Annotated in this window: 17 protein-coding genes; 7 read left to right on the forward strand and 10 right to left on the reverse strand. The window is 69.2% G+C overall.

The window, feature by feature from the left end:
* The first annotated feature begins 29 nt into the window (after window positions 1–29).
* On the forward strand, window positions 30–1,442 hold the full coding sequence (locus HCR12_RS06460; protein ID WP_224763700.1) for a glyceraldehyde-3-phosphate dehydrogenase: 1,413 nt from the start codon (window positions 30–32) through the stop codon (window positions 1,440–1,442).
* 37 nt (window positions 1,443–1,479) lie between these two features.
* Here the strand turns inward: HCR12_RS06460 and HCR12_RS06465 are convergent, their stop codons facing one another.
* On the reverse strand, window positions 1,480–1,806 hold the full coding sequence (locus tag HCR12_RS06465; protein WP_166864141.1) for a hypothetical protein: 327 nt from the start codon (window positions 1,804–1,806) through the stop codon (window positions 1,480–1,482).
* Window positions 1,807–1,969: 163 nt separating this feature from the next.
* Here HCR12_RS06465 and HCR12_RS06470 point away from each other — a divergent pair, with 163 nt between their 5' ends.
* Window positions 1,970–2,356: an ArsR/SmtB family transcription factor gene (locus HCR12_RS06470; protein WP_166864145.1), complete on the forward strand. Its 387-nt coding sequence runs from the start codon at window positions 1,970–1,972 to the stop codon at window positions 2,354–2,356.
* On the forward strand, window positions 2,353–2,811 hold the full coding sequence (locus HCR12_RS06475; protein ID WP_166864150.1) for an SRPBCC family protein: 459 nt from the start codon (window positions 2,353–2,355) through the stop codon (window positions 2,809–2,811). The genes HCR12_RS06470 and HCR12_RS06475 overlap by 4 nt, the downstream gene beginning before the upstream one ends.
* A gap of 9 nt (window positions 2,812–2,820) precedes the next feature.
* Here HCR12_RS06475 and HCR12_RS06480 read toward each other — a convergent pair whose 3' ends face one another.
* The 5 genes from HCR12_RS06480 to HCR12_RS06500 all read right to left on the reverse strand — a co-directional run bounded on the left by HCR12_RS06480 (window position 2,821) and on the right by HCR12_RS06500 (window position 8,240).
* Entirely contained in the window at window positions 2,821–3,861 is a 1,041-nt protein-coding gene (locus HCR12_RS06480; RefSeq protein WP_166864153.1) for a hypothetical protein, read from the reverse strand.
* Between the two features lie 83 nt (window positions 3,862–3,944).
* On the reverse strand, window positions 3,945–4,418 hold the full coding sequence (locus HCR12_RS06485; protein WP_166867193.1) for an ASCH domain-containing protein: 474 nt from the start codon (window positions 4,416–4,418) through the stop codon (window positions 3,945–3,947).
* A gap of 5 nt (window positions 4,419–4,423) precedes the next feature.
* Complete coding sequence (locus HCR12_RS06490; RefSeq protein ID WP_166864156.1) at window positions 4,424–5,887, reverse strand: SDR family NAD(P)-dependent oxidoreductase; 1,464 nt, start codon at window positions 5,885–5,887, stop codon at window positions 4,424–4,426.
* Window positions 5,888–5,972: 85 nt separating this feature from the next.
* The gene (locus HCR12_RS06495; RefSeq protein ID WP_166864159.1) at window positions 5,973–6,965 is read right to left on the reverse strand and encodes a hypothetical protein; all 993 of its coding nucleotides are present in this window, start codon (window positions 6,963–6,965) and stop codon (window positions 5,973–5,975) included.
* Between the two features lie 9 nt (window positions 6,966–6,974).
* Window positions 6,975–8,240, reverse strand: coding sequence for a D-arabinono-1,4-lactone oxidase (locus tag HCR12_RS06500; protein ID WP_166864162.1), 1,266 nt, complete (start codon window positions 8,238–8,240; stop codon window positions 6,975–6,977).
* Between the two features lie 65 nt (window positions 8,241–8,305).
* Between HCR12_RS06500 and HCR12_RS06505 the strand changes: the two genes are divergently transcribed.
* Together HCR12_RS06505 and nadE are read left to right on the forward strand one after the other, a co-directional pair.
* Window positions 8,306–9,034, forward strand: a complete 729-nt coding sequence (locus HCR12_RS06505) for a formylglycine-generating enzyme family protein (RefSeq protein WP_166867195.1) — start codon at window positions 8,306–8,308, stop codon at window positions 9,032–9,034.
* 109 nt (window positions 9,035–9,143) lie between these two features.
* Complete coding sequence (gene nadE / locus HCR12_RS06510) at window positions 9,144–9,968, forward strand: ammonia-dependent NAD(+) synthetase (RefSeq protein ID WP_166864165.1); 825 nt, start codon at window positions 9,144–9,146, stop codon at window positions 9,966–9,968.
* 101 nt (window positions 9,969–10,069) lie between these two features.
* Here nadE and HCR12_RS06515 read toward each other — a convergent pair whose 3' ends face one another.
* The 4 genes from HCR12_RS06515 to HCR12_RS06530 all read right to left on the reverse strand — a co-directional run bounded on the left by HCR12_RS06515 (window position 10,070) and on the right by HCR12_RS06530 (window position 12,914).
* On the reverse strand, window positions 10,070–10,465 hold the full coding sequence (locus tag HCR12_RS06515; RefSeq protein ID WP_166864169.1) for a hypothetical protein: 396 nt from the start codon (window positions 10,463–10,465) through the stop codon (window positions 10,070–10,072).
* Between the two features lie 745 nt (window positions 10,466–11,210).
* Window positions 11,211–11,654: a heme-degrading domain-containing protein gene (locus HCR12_RS06520; RefSeq protein WP_166864173.1), complete on the reverse strand. Its 444-nt coding sequence runs from the start codon at window positions 11,652–11,654 to the stop codon at window positions 11,211–11,213.
* A 15-nt stretch (window positions 11,655–11,669) separates the two neighbouring features.
* On the reverse strand, window positions 11,670–12,134 hold the full coding sequence (locus HCR12_RS06525; RefSeq protein ID WP_166864177.1) for an NUDIX hydrolase: 465 nt from the start codon (window positions 12,132–12,134) through the stop codon (window positions 11,670–11,672).
* Between the two features lie 9 nt (window positions 12,135–12,143).
* Window positions 12,144–12,914, reverse strand: coding sequence for an SDR family oxidoreductase (locus HCR12_RS06530; RefSeq protein WP_224763702.1), 771 nt, complete (start codon window positions 12,912–12,914; stop codon window positions 12,144–12,146).
* 86 nt (window positions 12,915–13,000) lie between these two features.
* Between HCR12_RS06530 and HCR12_RS06535 the strand changes: the two genes are divergently transcribed.
* Window positions 13,001–13,333, forward strand: coding sequence for a hypothetical protein (locus HCR12_RS06535; protein WP_166864183.1), 333 nt, complete (start codon window positions 13,001–13,003; stop codon window positions 13,331–13,333).
* Window positions 13,320–14,105 carry a glycerophosphodiester phosphodiesterase family protein gene (locus HCR12_RS06540; protein WP_166864186.1) on the forward strand — a complete coding sequence of 262 codons (786 nt, stop codon included), beginning with the start codon at window positions 13,320–13,322 and terminating at the stop codon, window positions 14,103–14,105. The genes HCR12_RS06535 and HCR12_RS06540 overlap by 14 nt, the downstream gene beginning before the upstream one ends.
* Window positions 14,106–14,254: the final 149 nt, after the last annotated feature.

Genomic DNA, 14,254 nt, shown 5'->3' on the forward strand with positions numbered 1-14,254 from the left:
TTCGCCGCATCATCAATGGAGATAACAACGTGAACGACGACGTGCACACACATCACCACAGCTGGCTGGGGGAGCTCGCATCCGCAGAGGATGCGATCCCGCTGATCGGGCGACTCTCGCGCGAGCAGGACGTGATCGCCCACCTCTTCGGGCGCAAGATCGTGAACCGATCTCCCGTGCAGCTCATCCGAGCGACACGGGAGTCGGGCGATCTGCGCGGCGTGGAGCTGAGCCTCGAACGGATCGTCCGCGTGCTGCGCGCGGCACGCGACGCGCAGGTGCAGGGCGCATCCCTCGACCTCGGTGTCATCCTCGAGGACGCGCCCGCTGATGATGCCGCGCTCGACGAGCACATCGCCGCCCACCTCGCGGCGCTCCGGCTGCAGGGGCGGGGCGCCCCGCGCGACGTCGTGCTGTACGGCTTCGGCCGCATCGGCCGGCTTGTCGCACGCATCCTCGTGGGGCACGCGAACGGCTACGGACCGCGACTGCGTGCGATCGTCGTGCGGCGAGGTTCGGAGGACGACCTGCGCAAGCGCGCGCAGCTGCTGCGTCGCGATTCGGTGCACGGGGCGTTCCACGGCACGATCGAGATCGACGAGGCCGCCGAGACGATCCTTGCGAACGGCACGCTCATCCAGGTGATCTACGCCGACGACCCGTCGACGGTGGACTACCCGTCGTACGGCATCACCGATGCGATCGTCGTCGACAACACGGGTCGCTGGCGAGACGAAGCCGGCCTCTCGCAGCACCTCGCCTCCCCGGGGGTCAGCCGTGTGGTGCTCACCGCCCCCGGCAAGTCCCCGCTCAAGAACGTCGTCTACGGCATCAACCACGACACCGTCGCACCCGAAGACCGCATCGTGACGGCGGCATCCTGCACCACCAACGCCATCACCCCTGTACTCAAGGTGCTCGACGACGCCTACGGGATCCGTCACGGCCATGTCGAGACGGTGCACTCGTACACGAACGACCAGAACCTCATCGACAACCTGCACAAGGGAAGTCGCCGAGGTCGTGCCGCGGCGCTCAACATGGTGCTCACGGAGACGGGAGCAGCGAAGGCGGTCGCGAAGGCGCTGCCGCAGCTCGAGGGCAAGCTCACCGGCAACGCGATCCGCGTTCCCACGCCCGACGTGTCGATGGCGATCCTCAACCTGGACCTCGCGCGCGACGTGGACCGCGATCAGGTCAACGACCTGCTGCGCGAGCAGTCGCTGCACGGGCCTCTTCGCACGCAGATCGACTACGTCGCCTCCGATGAGATCGTCTCGAGCGACTTCGTCGGCAACAACCGGGCGGGAATCGTGGATGGCCTCGCGACGATCGCGACCGGCAACCACCTCGTCGTATACGTCTGGTACGACAACGAGTACGGCTACTCGTCGCAGGTGGTCCGTCTGCTCGAGCTCATGGCGGCGCAGCCGTCGAGCTGAGCCGCCGACGGAACTGGTCGGCGGGCGGGGGAGCGCGTCAGGCGCGCCGGAACACGTAGAAGCCCTGGACGCTTCCGCGGTTCACGGTTCCCTCGCCCGTCGACAGCAGCCGTGCCGAACTTGAGGACCCCGTCTCGATGAAGACGAAGTCGCAGTGGGTGAGGCGCCATCCGATCGCCTCGATATGCCCGAGGAGCCAGCCCACGTCGGGATCGGCGACCGTGAAGTTGTCGGAGGAGCCCCACGCGGACTGACCTCCGGCGAGCTGGCCGCTCTCGATGGCCAGCTGCAGCAGGGTGTCTCCGCGTTCGTGGGCGGTGCGAGCGAGAGCGAGGGTCGCATCGGCGACGGCTTGATCCGGCATGAGCCGATGATAGGGGCGCGCGGTCCTCGTGTCAGCGATTCGACGGTGCGAGACGGTCGGATCGTCTCGTCTCGTCTCGTCTCGTCTCGTCGTCTCCGACCCTTGACGTGGTGAGCCGGGGGATCTACATTCAACCTGTTGGTATAGAACTGATTGGTTGAATATGTCGGCTCCCACGGACCAGATCGAGGACAGTGAGACCCTCGACCGCGTCTTCTCCGCACTCGCTGATCCCACGAGGCGCGCGCTCCTGGCTCGACTCGCCCAGGGGCAGACGACCGTGGGGGAGCTCGCCGAGCCCTTCGACATCACCTTCGCCGCGGTCTCCAAGCACGTGCGCGTGCTCGAACAGGCAGGACTCGTCACCCGCAGCCGCGAGGGTCAGTATCGGCCCGCTCGACTTGAGGGACGCCCGCTGCGGATCGCCGCGACATGGATCGGCGGCTACGCGCAGTTCTGGTCCGACAGTCTCGATGCGATGGGCGCCCGCCTCGGTCGAGTGCAGAGCACCCAGGAACCGCAGAGCCCCCAGGAAAGGCGGCCGTCATGAACGAATCGACCATCTCCGAAGCTGGCTTCACCGTCAGCCGAACATTCGATGCCCCGCGCGAGCTCGTCTGGCGGCTGTGGACCGAGCCGGAGCACTTCTCCGTCTGGTTCGGCACCGCCGCCGTCGACGTTCCCCTCGAGACCTTGTCGCTCGACGTGCGCGTCGGCGGCCAGCTGCGTGCCGCGATGCAGCTTCCGAGCGGCGACCTCATCCACTGGGAGGGGGAGTATCGCGAGGTCGACCCGCCGTCGCGCCTCGTCTTCACGCTCACCGATGTGCCGGGCACGGATCCGGGAGACCCCATCGTCGCGGAGTTCGCCGAGGTCGAGGGCGGAACGCGCGTGACCCTGTTCCAGCCGCGTCACGGCTTCACCGACGAGCAGATCCAGGCGACGATCCTGGGCTACGGCTCGTTCTTCGACGCGATGGAGACCATCCTCACCGACCTCCACTGACGCGGGAGATCAGCCGCGTGCGGTCACCGTGCGCGGCTGCACTCCGAGCGACGCGACCCAATCCCGGACAACCTGCTTCTGACTGTCGTCGCACGAGTATCCGTAGCCCATGTCGACCTCCCACCAGCTCCAGCGGTCGATGTGGACGCGGTGGTTGAGCGTCCAGCCGTCGAGGAAGGTGAGTGCGTAGCAGTCTGCCATCGTCTCGTGATCGCCCCCGAACGCGGCGAGCGCGGGCTCGGTCTCGTCGGGGTTGGCGAACTGCAGCACGTGAGCGAACTCGTGGTACGCGAGTCCGGTGCGGAGCCAGTCGTTCATGTGGGACGCGTCGGCTCCCGCGGAGTTGATGTGGACGACGTACGGATCGTCGGAGACGACGCATCCGAGAACGTCCGAGCTGCAGGCCTCCCGGATGTCGCCCGCGACGACACGCACGAATCCGCGTCCGAGTGAATCGAGCGTCGCCTCGTAGGCGGTGCCCGTGCTGTTGGTCGAGGCCTCGGTCGCTGCGTCCTCGCGCACCTGGATCATCTCCTGGAGCGCCCGCTCGGCGAACGACGTCTCGAGCTCGAGCGCCTCGAGATCCCAGCGCTGCGTCCATCCTCGCGTCGCGATGCTCTCGATGTCGTACCAGTCGACCAGGGTCGCGAGCGGCACCCCGTCGAGGGCGTTCGCCTCGTCGACGATCTGATTCATGACCTTCCCGAAGGTCGTCTTCTCATCGATGAGCCGCTGCTGATCCTCGATCTCGCTCTGCTGCTGGTCGATGTGCATCGACGCGAGCTGCAGCTGGAGGGCGAGCCAGCCGCACAGGCCGACGGCGAACGCCAGGGCGATGCTCAGCAGCACGATCGCGACGGTGCGCCCGCGGCGGCGACGCGGCTCGGCGGGGGCGGGAGGTGCAGGCCACGGCTGAGCCTGCGGATGCGGTCGCGGGTAGGGAGACGTGTAGGGATGAGGCTGCGTGTGCGGCTGACGGGGCGGCGGAGGTCCGGGGTGCGCGTACGAGGGCGGCTGCGGTGTGGTGGGGCCGGGCGGCGGCGCCGACATGGCGTTCCTTCCGTGAGGGAGTCATCGCCTCCGACGGAACGGGTGGGGAGGCAGTCCTCACGTCGAGAGGCTAGCGGCTGCGATCAGTCCGCGGGTGCATCTGCGACATGCACGACACGGAAGCGCTCGCACAGCACAGGCATGTCCGCGGCGTAGCCGCGCGGACTCTCGGAGTGGTTCGACCAGTAGCGCTCGTGGATGTCGCGCCAGGCGGCCAGAGTGCGGTCGCCTTCGCCCTCTGCCGCGGCGTGCTCCTCCGTCACCTCGTCGAACGGCACGACCTCGATCGAGGTCGTCACGATGACCGCGCGCGGTGCACCCCGCCCGTCGAGCAGGATGCTGTGTTCGCCCTCCTGCGGCAGAGACTCGCCCGTGTGCTCGTAGTCCCACACCGACGAGGCGGTGCCGGTCTTGATGCCTGCGAGAACGAGCTCCAGGAGCCCGTCGGCGTGCTCGGGCGTTGCGCCGAACGCCCACGCCTCGGGCAGCTGCTCAGGCAGCTCCGGGTGCACGGCGCGCGCGTCCGCCCAGAATCGGACGATCCGCTCGTCGGGCAGCTCGGTCACCACTGTCCCGGTGCGTAGTCCTTGAGGAAGACGCCGAAGAGGTCTTCGCCCGCCTCGCCGCGCACGATCGGGTCGTACACGCGGGCGGCGCCGTCGACGAGGTCGAGGGGAGCGTGGAAGCCCTCCTCGGCGAGACGCACCTTGGTGGGGTGCGGGCGCTCGTCGGTGATCCATCCGGTGTCGACGCTCGTCATGAGGATGCCGTCGCTCTCGAACATCTCGCGTGCGCTCGTGCGGGTGAGCATGTTGACGCTGGCCTTGGCCATATTGGTGTGGGGGTGGCCGGGGCCCTTGTAGCCGCGCCCGAACACGCCCTCCATGGCGCTCACATTCACGATGTAGGTGCGGCGCGCAGGCGACGCGGCGAGCGAGGCGCGGAGCTTCGAGATGAGGATGAACGGCGCGGTCTCGTTGGCGAGCTGCACCTCGAGCATCTCGAGCGGGTCGACCTGGTCGACGCTCTGCACCCAGGAGTTCGTGTCGGCGAGGTCGGGCACGAGCCCGCCGGCGTCGATCGCGGTGCCCGCGGCGAGGCGTTCGAGTGACGATGATCCCGCCGTGAGTGCGAGCTCGGTCAGCGTCTCGGCCTTCGCGGCAGCGGCAGCGAGGATCGGGTGCGACGACACGGACTGGGCAAGCGCGAGCGGATGCGGATCCATCGTGTGGCCGAACGTCTCGAGCTCCGGAAGCGGGCCGTCGGGCAGAGGCGCGAGCTCGGCCTCGACGAGAGGCTGGTAGGCGCCGGGGGAGCGACGCACGGTCTGTGCGGCGTTGTTGATGAGGATGTCGAGCGGCCCCTGCGCGGCGACCGACTCGGCGAGTCCGATGACCTGCGCCGGGTCGCGCAGATCGATGCCGACGATGCGCAGGCGGTCGATCCACTCGTGCGAGTCGGGAAGGCTCGTGAAGCGGCGAACGGCATCCCGAGGGAAGCGGGTCGTGATGGTGGTGTGCGCACCATCACGCAGCAGACGCAGCGCGATGTACATGCCGATCTTCGCGCGACCGCCCGTCAGCAGCGCGCGCTTGCCGGTGAGGTCGGTGCGGGCGTCGCGCTTCGCGTGGCTCATCGCCGCGCAGCTCGGGCACAGCTGGTGGTAGAAGGCGTCGACGACGGTGTAGTCCTGCTTGCAGATGTAGCAGGGGCGGGGCTTCAGCAGAACGCCAGCGACCTCTGCGGTCGCGGTCCCCGAGATCGGGACTCCACGCGTCTCGTCGTCGATGCGGTCGGGCGCACCCGTCGCCGTCTGCGCGATCACGGCGCGCTCGTGGTCGAGGATGGCGGCCTTGCGCTCGCGACGGCGCTCGCGCTTGACCTCCTTGAACATGTGCGCGGTCGCCTGGCGCACGGCGAGGAAGTCGGGGTGCTCGTTGTCGATCGTGTGCAGGGTGGACAGCACACGCAGAGTCACTTCGAGGTCGTGCGGGTCGATGGCGCTCGTCGGCTGCGGGTCGTTCACGTGCGTGCGGGTCTCTCTCGTCGATGCACGGTCCGCGGGCGAAGGAGCGTGCCATCCATTCTCCCATGCGCCAGCTGAGAGCCCGTCAGCGCTGGGCGGGGAGCGGATCGGGAGCAGGCAGCGCGGTAGAGGAGCCGTTGATCCTTCCCACCGAGGTGACAGTGAAAGCCGAGAGGTTGACGGTGTCGCCCACGTAGAGCGTCCAGGGGCTCTCGCCTCGCCGCACCGAGTTGATGGTCGTGAGGTAGCCGGTGTAGGTGTTCACGCCGTCCACGCCGATGCCTTCCGTAGGCATCACGGCAGAGAGGCCGAACCGGGCGGCAATATGGCCCCACTCGTCGTCGGGTGCGACCGTGTAGCGGGCGGGATGACCGTCGGCATCGAGCGCGACCGTGCCCATCGCGTGAGGGCCGGGCCCCAGGTCGATCGGGATGCGCACGTGGAACGGACCGATGCGATCCGCGGTGGCGGGGGCGGCGGCCGTGAGGCTCGCGATGACGCCACCCGATTCGCGGAACGTCGCGTAGACGTCGCGGAAGCGTTCGCGGCTCGGGCAGTCGAGGCGCACGACGTGCTCGGTGCCGAGCGCCGAGAACACGCGCACGGCGATGTAGCTCACCGAATCGTCGGTCTCGGTGATCGTGTGCATCACGTCGAAGGCAGGATCGCTCAGCCAGACGCCCCGTCGCGCGCTCTCGAGCTCGGTGCCGGTGGCGATCTCGGCGAGCAGAGACGCGCTCGCCTCGGCATCCGCGAGCGCTGCCCGCGACGCCGCGACAGCGGAGGGGGAGTATGCGGCGGTGCAGCCGAGGCTCGACTGACGGAACGACGTCGACAGCGGACCGGCATCGCCTTCCCAGCCCTGCATCCAGAGCTGGAATCGGAAGTTTCCCGCGAACGGCTCATCGGCGACGAGCGCGATCTCGCCGACCCCTGCTGCCGCCTCTGGCGCGAGGAGCGGCTCCCAGGGGGCGATCGTCGCGGTGGGCGACGGGGTCGGCGCAGGAAGGAAGCCGCCCTGGCATCCGGTGAGCACCAGTCCAGCCGCGAGCGCGACAGCGACGCGAGAAGATCTCATGCCCGAACCCTAGCGCCCGGGAAGACCCACCTTCTCCGCGAGGAAGCCGTTGCGGAACAGCCGGTATGGGTCGAAGCGCTCGGCGAGGGCGCGGAAGTCGTCGAACCGCGGATACAGCGCGGCCAGCTGCGCGCGATCGGCGACGAACTGCTTGCCCCAGTGCGGGCGCGCGCCACGTGGCAGCAGACGCTCTTCGAGCATCGGCAGCAGCTTCGCGAGCTGTGCGGGGCGGCGACGCCAGGTGAAGTGGATGCCGACGGCATCCGTGCCGTACGCGCCCGAGAGCCACAGATCATCGGGGGCGATTCGGCGGATCTCGCACACGAGCAGGTGAGGAGCGATGACGTGCGCCAGGCTGCGCACCTCGCGCAGCGCCTCCTCCGCCTGCGCGAGCGGCACGAGGTACTCGCTCTGGATCTCGACGCCGAGCGAGGGTGTGTGCTCGAGTCGGAAGTGGGGGAGCCGGGTGTGCCACGGCCCGGGTTCGTCGAGCTGCGGGGTGCAGGCGGCGGTGTCGCCTTCGCCGATCGGGTGCATCGGAACGCGGGCGGGGAGAGCTCCGAGTACGTCAGCGGGCGGCTCGGGGTCGCGGTCGACGCGGCGCTTCAGCCACAGCTGATCGACGATATCCGCATCGCTCCAGGTCGTGAAGAGGCTCACGCTGTAGCCGAGCGAGGTGACCTCGGTGAAGTTCTCGAGCACACCGTCGAGCGGCAGGCCGAGGTAGACGCGCTGTGCGATGTCGAACGTCGGCTCGACGTCGAGCTCGAGGTGGGTGAAGACCCCGAGTGCCCCGAGCGAGACGACAGCGCCCGCGAAGTCGGGGTCTCCGCGCCGCAGCGTGACGAGCTCGCCGCGCCCGTTCACGAGTTCGATCGCGCGCACGGCGGTCGCGAGTGAGCCGAGCGATGCGCCGGAGCCATGACTGCCCGTGGAGACGGAGCCGCCGACGGAGATATGGGGGAGGGAAGCCAGGTTGGCGAGCGCGAGGCCCTCGGCTTCGAGGAGCGGGGCGATCTCGCCGTACGTGCGTGCCGCAGGGATGCGCACACTGCGACGGTCCGTGGCGACCCTCAGCTCGCTCTCTGCCGAGCTGAGCAGTCGCAGGAAGGTGCTCGTGGGTGGGCCGTCGGCGACCGTCGAGAAGGAATGCGCGGTGCCGATGGGGCGGACGCCCTGCGTCCGCGTCGCGATCCGGTGCTGCAGATCCGCGACGGTCGGCACCGTCACCGAACCCGCGGCGCCGAACCGCACGTTCCCCGCCCAGTTGAGCAATCTTCCTCCTTGGTCATGGCGAGTCTAGGCGTGCGTGACAGACTTCACGGGTGCCGGATATCGAGATGACGCACATCGGCGGCGGCTCCGTCGAGCTGCACGACGCGCGGCGGGGGCTCAGGCGCGTCGTCGAGCTCGAGCCGTTCGAGATGGGTGTCTACCCGGTGACCGAAGCGCAGGTCGCCGAGCTGCTGGGGGAGACCGCTCGGCACCCGCGTCGCCCCGCCGTCGACGTGAGCTGGCTGCGCGCCATCCGCTTCTGCAACGCCGCGTCGGAATGGGACGGACTCGACCCGGCATACAGCTTCGACGGTGAGCTCGTCACGTGGCATGTCGATGCCGACGGCTACCGGCTGCCCACCGAGGCTGAGTGGGAGTTCGCGTGCCGCGCCGGATCGACCGGGGCGCATTACGGCCCGCTCGCCGAGGTCGCCTGGACGGCGGCCGACGGCGTCACGAGCCCTCAGGACGTCGGCGGCAAGCATCCGAACCTCAATGGCCTCTTCGACACCCTCGGGAACGTCTGGGAGTGGTGCTGGGACCTGCTCGACCCGGGCCGTTACGACGACTATCGGGTGTTCCGGGGCGGCGGCTACGCGGACGACGCGTGGAGTGCGCGCGCGGGCGCACGTCGCGGCGGCGCACCGCGGACGCACCAGGACGATGTCGGATTCCGGGTGGCGCGCGGCGGCTTCGACGCCGTCGATGCCGCCCAGGGGTGGTCGGCGCGCGTGGACCGCGAGCGCGCACTCATCGACGGCCCGCTGCCGCCGGGGTGGACTCCGATGCGCTGATCTCGGTGAGCGGCCTCCGGGAATGGTCGCGAATCCGAAATCCGTCACGCGTGCGCAACGAGAGAAGCGCATGATGGAGTGAGCACATCAGCTCGCCGAGAGGGAGACCATGACGACGCAGCGTGAGATCATCGCCGCACTGGGCGTGACACCCCAGATCGACCCGGCCGCCGAGATCGAGCGGCGTCGCGACTTCCTCGTGGAGTATCTGGGCGCGACGGGGGCGAAGGGCTTCGTGCTCGGCATCTCCGGCGGGCAGGATTCGAGCCTCGCGGGCAAGCTCGCGCAGCTCGCCGTCGAGAAGGTGCGCGCCGACGGGGGAGCGGCCACGTTCACAGCCGTGCGTCTGCCGTACCGCGTGCAGGCGGATGAGGCTGACGCCCAGCTCGCCCTCGACTTCATCCAGCCGGATGTCTCGCTCGTGTTCGACATCGCCGGTGGCGTCGACGGCATCGCCGCGGAGTACGAGCGCAGTGCGGGCGAACCGCTGCGCGACTACACGAAGGGCAATGTGAAGGCGCGCATGCGCATGGTCGCGCAGTACGCGATCGCCGGCGAGAGAGGGGCGCTCGTCATCGGCACCGACCATGCCGCCGAAGCGGTCACCGGCTTCTTCACGAAGTTCGGCGATGGGGGATCGGATGTGCTCCCGCTGAGCGGACTCACCAAGCGCCAGGGGCGCGCCCTGCTGATCGCGCTCGACGCGCCGGCGCGCCTGTACGAGAAGACGCCCACAGCCGACCTGCTCGACGACAAGCCCGGCCAGGCCGACGAGCACGAGCTCGACATGGAGTACGAGCAGATCGACGACTTCCTCGAGGGGCGCGAGATCGATCCGGTGGCTGCTGCCGAACTCCAAGACCGCTACCGGATGACCGCCCACAAGCGCACGGTGCCCGTCGGTCCCGACGACACCTGGTGGCGCACGGACTGAGGGCGTGCAGGCCGCCAGCTTCGATGATCGGGACTGGCTACGCCTCTCGGAACATGGAGTGAGGTCCCCGAGGCTCCCTCGAACTCGAGGTGCGTCGCAAGCTATGGCACAGGAGCCGGGGGGTGCTGTCGGGTCCGACGGACGAAGTGGACGATCGCGCCCGCGGGTGCGGCGACCGCACCGACGCCGCCCACGAGCAGCACGATCGTCCACGTCGGCGCTGGGCCGTATTCGACCGTTCCGCCGTCTCGTGTGGCATACACGCACGTCACTCCGGGAGGCGTCCAGCGCCACGCGCTCTGGAGGGATTCGGGAACGATGTGATGGCGGATGACGTCGGCGGGGATGAGGGGGCATTCGTGGTTGGCGACGTCGCTGGAGCGATATCTCTCGATCGCGAGTGCGCCCGCGCTCCACACCGTGAGGCAGAGGCCGACGAGCGCGACCGTCAGCGGCCGGTTGCGGCGTGTGGGTGCATGACTGGTGCCGGTGCTCATGCGATCACGTTGTCAGGCGGGGAGGGTCGTGACATCGTTCGGGCGACGGATATCCGCGAGGGCATTCACCCTTCACCTGACATAATCGCGCTTATCAGTGCTATTACGCGTGGCGACCGGGCGCGCGAGCGGGGGGTATCGCCGTCTCCTCTGAGGCCGGTGGATTCGGGGTGTTCGGTGCTGCTGGCGCCCCCGAGAGCTTCTCGAACGCCCGTCGGGCCAGGTCGGGCGTCTGGGTGGATGATGGTGCCGCGCGAGCTGGACTCGGTGCGATCATCGGCGCCGCGTCTGCCGCAGCGGACGGCCTCGGGGCGTGCTGGTTCAGCTCGGACACGGGCGGTGCGGCCCCGATCGCGAACGCAGGCCCCTGTGGGATCGGTTCTGACATAACGTAGCCGACGGGTGCGGGACTGATGGGCACAGCGGTGTGCGAGATCGGCGGAGGAAGCTCCCCGAGGCTCGCATCCGGAGGTGGCGCCGGCTGAGGTGCCGGGCTCTGGCTCCACGTCGCAGACGCGGGTGCGGGGCCCGTCGACGGCGAGCGCCCCATCTCTCTCCGCCGCTCCGCTCGCAGTTCGCTGCGGATCGCCGCGCGCACCACAAGCCAGAGCGTGAGGAACGCCGCGACGACGAGACCGATAACGGAAGCCGCCGTGACCAGGGATTCAGGTGCGAGCTCGGGGGTGCCCATGCGCCCACGATGAACCTGCGAACGCCGTGACGCCACCCCGCATTCGGGGCACGTTCAGTCGTGAAGAGCGCGCAGACCCTCGATGACGAGGTCGTGGTCGTCGATGCTCGAGAGCCCCGAGACCGTCGCCGTGCCGACCATCGCGCCGTTCACGCGGATCGGCACACAGCCTCCCGCGCGAGCGAAGACGGCGCCGTCGAGCCAGTCGATCCCCTCATCGAGTTCGATCGCCATGCTCGGGCGAGCGAAGCGTCGCACGGTGCGGATCTTGCGGGCGATCCAGTCATCGTTGTCGGCGGAGGTGCCGGCGAGGGCGGCGTGAAACACCTGCTGCTCCCCCAGGTGCACGTCGATCGTCACGGCGAGCCCGCGCTCGACAGCGAACTCACGGATCGTCGAGCCCAGCCGCCACGCGTCGTCGGGGGCGAACGTCGCGAACGAGAGTTCCCGCTCCTCGCGGTCGATGCGGTCGCGGTGAACGGCGTCGGGGTGCGCCATCGCACGTCCCTTCGGTCAGGCCTCAGGGTGAGGCGCGTGGGCGCGCACGAGCTCGACGAGCTCGGCGGGTTCGAATCGGGGGTTCTCGGCGAGGAGCTCGTCGAGGCTCCACCACCGGTGCTGCAGCACGTCGACGCGCTCGTCGTCCGTCCAATGGTCGGTCGACGGCTCGAAGCGGTCGGTCACGAGTCGGTAGAACTCGGCGTGGCCGGAATCGTGGTCGGCGCTGTCCCACTCGACGTCGTAGTCGTGGGCCCACACCGGCTCACCGAGATCCGTCGCCACGAGCCCGGTCTCCTCGAAGAGCTCACGGCGAGCGGCGTCAGCATGAGACTCCCCCGGGTCGACTCCCCCGCCGGGTGTCAGCCAGCGCGCGACGCCTGACGAATCCGGAGCCGTCGTGAGGAACAGCAGCGTGCGTCCCTCGCGGTCGAAGACGAGCACGCGTGACACCGGACGGTGCCGATGCGTGCTCGTCATCGACCGACCTCAGCCCGCGTATCCGGTGAAGTACGACACGTCGCCGATGTAGCGCGTGTTGTCGGCCGGGATCTCCTCGATCGCGGCGCGTGCGACCTCGGCGGCGAACTCGGACACGTTGTACAGCTTGCCCGCGGCCTCGCGACGCGACGCGATGGCGCCCGGGTTGGTGCGCTCGAGCAGGGTCGCCGTGATGGTGCCCTCGATCATGTCGCCGGAGACGACGACGAATCCGATGCCCGCGGCCTCCAACTCGGGGATGCGCGCGCGGAGGGCGTCCTCGCCCGCGCGCTTGCTGAGGGCGACAGCCTCGTACTCGGGCATCGTCGGGACGGTCTTGATGAAGTGCGCCTGGTGGCTCGTCACGAAGACGACGCGCGACCCCGCGTGCAGCAGCGGCACGGCTGCGTCGAGCACGTTGACCTGCGCGTCGCGGTTGAGGCGCATCGCGTAGTCCTCGCCCATCCCCTGCTCCATCCCGCCGGAGGCGTTGAGCACGACGATGTCGAGCCCGCCCCACGCCTCGCGCACGGTGGCGAACATCGCCGCGACCGATGCCGGATCGGTGAGGTCGGCGCCGACGGCGATCGCCTCGCCGCCAGCGGCTTCGATGCCCTCGACGACCTTGAGGGCGCGCGCTTCCTTGTTGCGGTAGTTGATGACGACCTTGGCGCCAGCGGCGGCGAGGTAGCGCGCGGTGTCGGCGCCGATGCCGCGAGAAGAGCCGGTGATGAGCACGCGGAGGCCGCGCAGCGAGTCAGTGGGGAGAACGTCATTCACGATCCCCCACCCTAGCGAGGGTGCCGCACTCGTCCGGCATCCGCCGCGGTGTAGTTTCGAGGTGACGATGTCGGAAGGGCGATACCGTGGCATTCGAGGCGGATCCGAGCGTGGTGTGGGCATCCCTCACGACCGTTCTGCTCGTCGGCGCACTCGTCGCCTCCTGTCTCATGGCTCGCCGCAGCGGTGCCGTGATCCCGAACGTCCCAGCGGTCATGGGCCTCACCGGCCGTGTGATCGCCCGCGGGCGAGATCCGCGCGCCCGCCTCGCCAACGGCGTGTTGGTACCCGTCTCTCCCGAGCCCGGCACGGCGCCGCTCGAGCCGGACGCTCGCATCGTCATCACCGGATTCGAGCGCGGTCGTGCGCTCGTCGTCGCCGCACCCGAACATCTCGAAGGACCTCATGCCACGTCGTGACGATGCTGATGCCGGATTCCTGAGGCTTCCCACCCCGCGGGTGCTGGCCCACCGAGGCCTCGCTGCCCATGCGCCTGAGAACACGCTGCTCGCGTTCCTGCATGCGGTGAACGCGGGCGCGCGCTACATCGAGACCGACGTCAACGGCTCGGCCGACGGGCTGGCCATCGTGAGCCACGACGCCGATCTGAAGCGGGTCGCGGGACGCGATGTGCGGGTCGCGCAGCTCACCGCGGCGGAGCTGCGGCGTGTTCCGCTCGGTGAGGGTCAGAGCTTCTGCTCCCTCGCCGAGGCGCTCGACGCGTTCCCCGAGACACGGTTCAACATCGACGTGAAATCGCAGGACGCCATCCCCGGTGTCGTGAAGGCCGTCACCGATCTGCGGGCGGTGGATCGCGTCCTCATCAGCTCGTTCTCGACGTCGCGCCGCCGTGCGGTCGTGGATCAGCTCCCCGGGGTCGCGACGTCGATCTCGGCGAGCGGCGCACTGCCCGCGGTGCACGCGGCGCGCGCGGGCTCGACGGGCCTGCTGCGCCGCATCCTGGCGGGTGTGGACGCCGTTCAGCTGCCGGAGACCGTCGCAGGTGCGCGCGTGGTGACTCCCCGCGCGATTCGGACCTTCCACGCCGTCGGCGTCGAGATGCACATCTGGACCGTGAACGATCCGGACGACATGACCCGGCTTCTCGACGCAGGTGTCGACGGGCTCGTCACCGACCGCGCCGACCTCGCACTCCCCCTCGTCGAGCGGCGGCGTCACCCGAATAGGTGACAAATCACCGATGGATGGCCCCCGTCCGCTACCAATCCGCGTCGAGGTCCCTGGGAAACGACTGAAAACGCCATGGCGCGGGAATGACTTGCGCCACGGTGGTGTTGCACATCGTTGCACGGCGACCTGACCCCACCACGGACGGCCGC

This window comes from Salinibacterium sp. ZJ70 (assembly GCF_011751865.2).
In the GTDB taxonomy this organism is placed as follows: domain Bacteria; phylum Actinomycetota; class Actinomycetes; order Actinomycetales; family Microbacteriaceae; genus Homoserinibacter.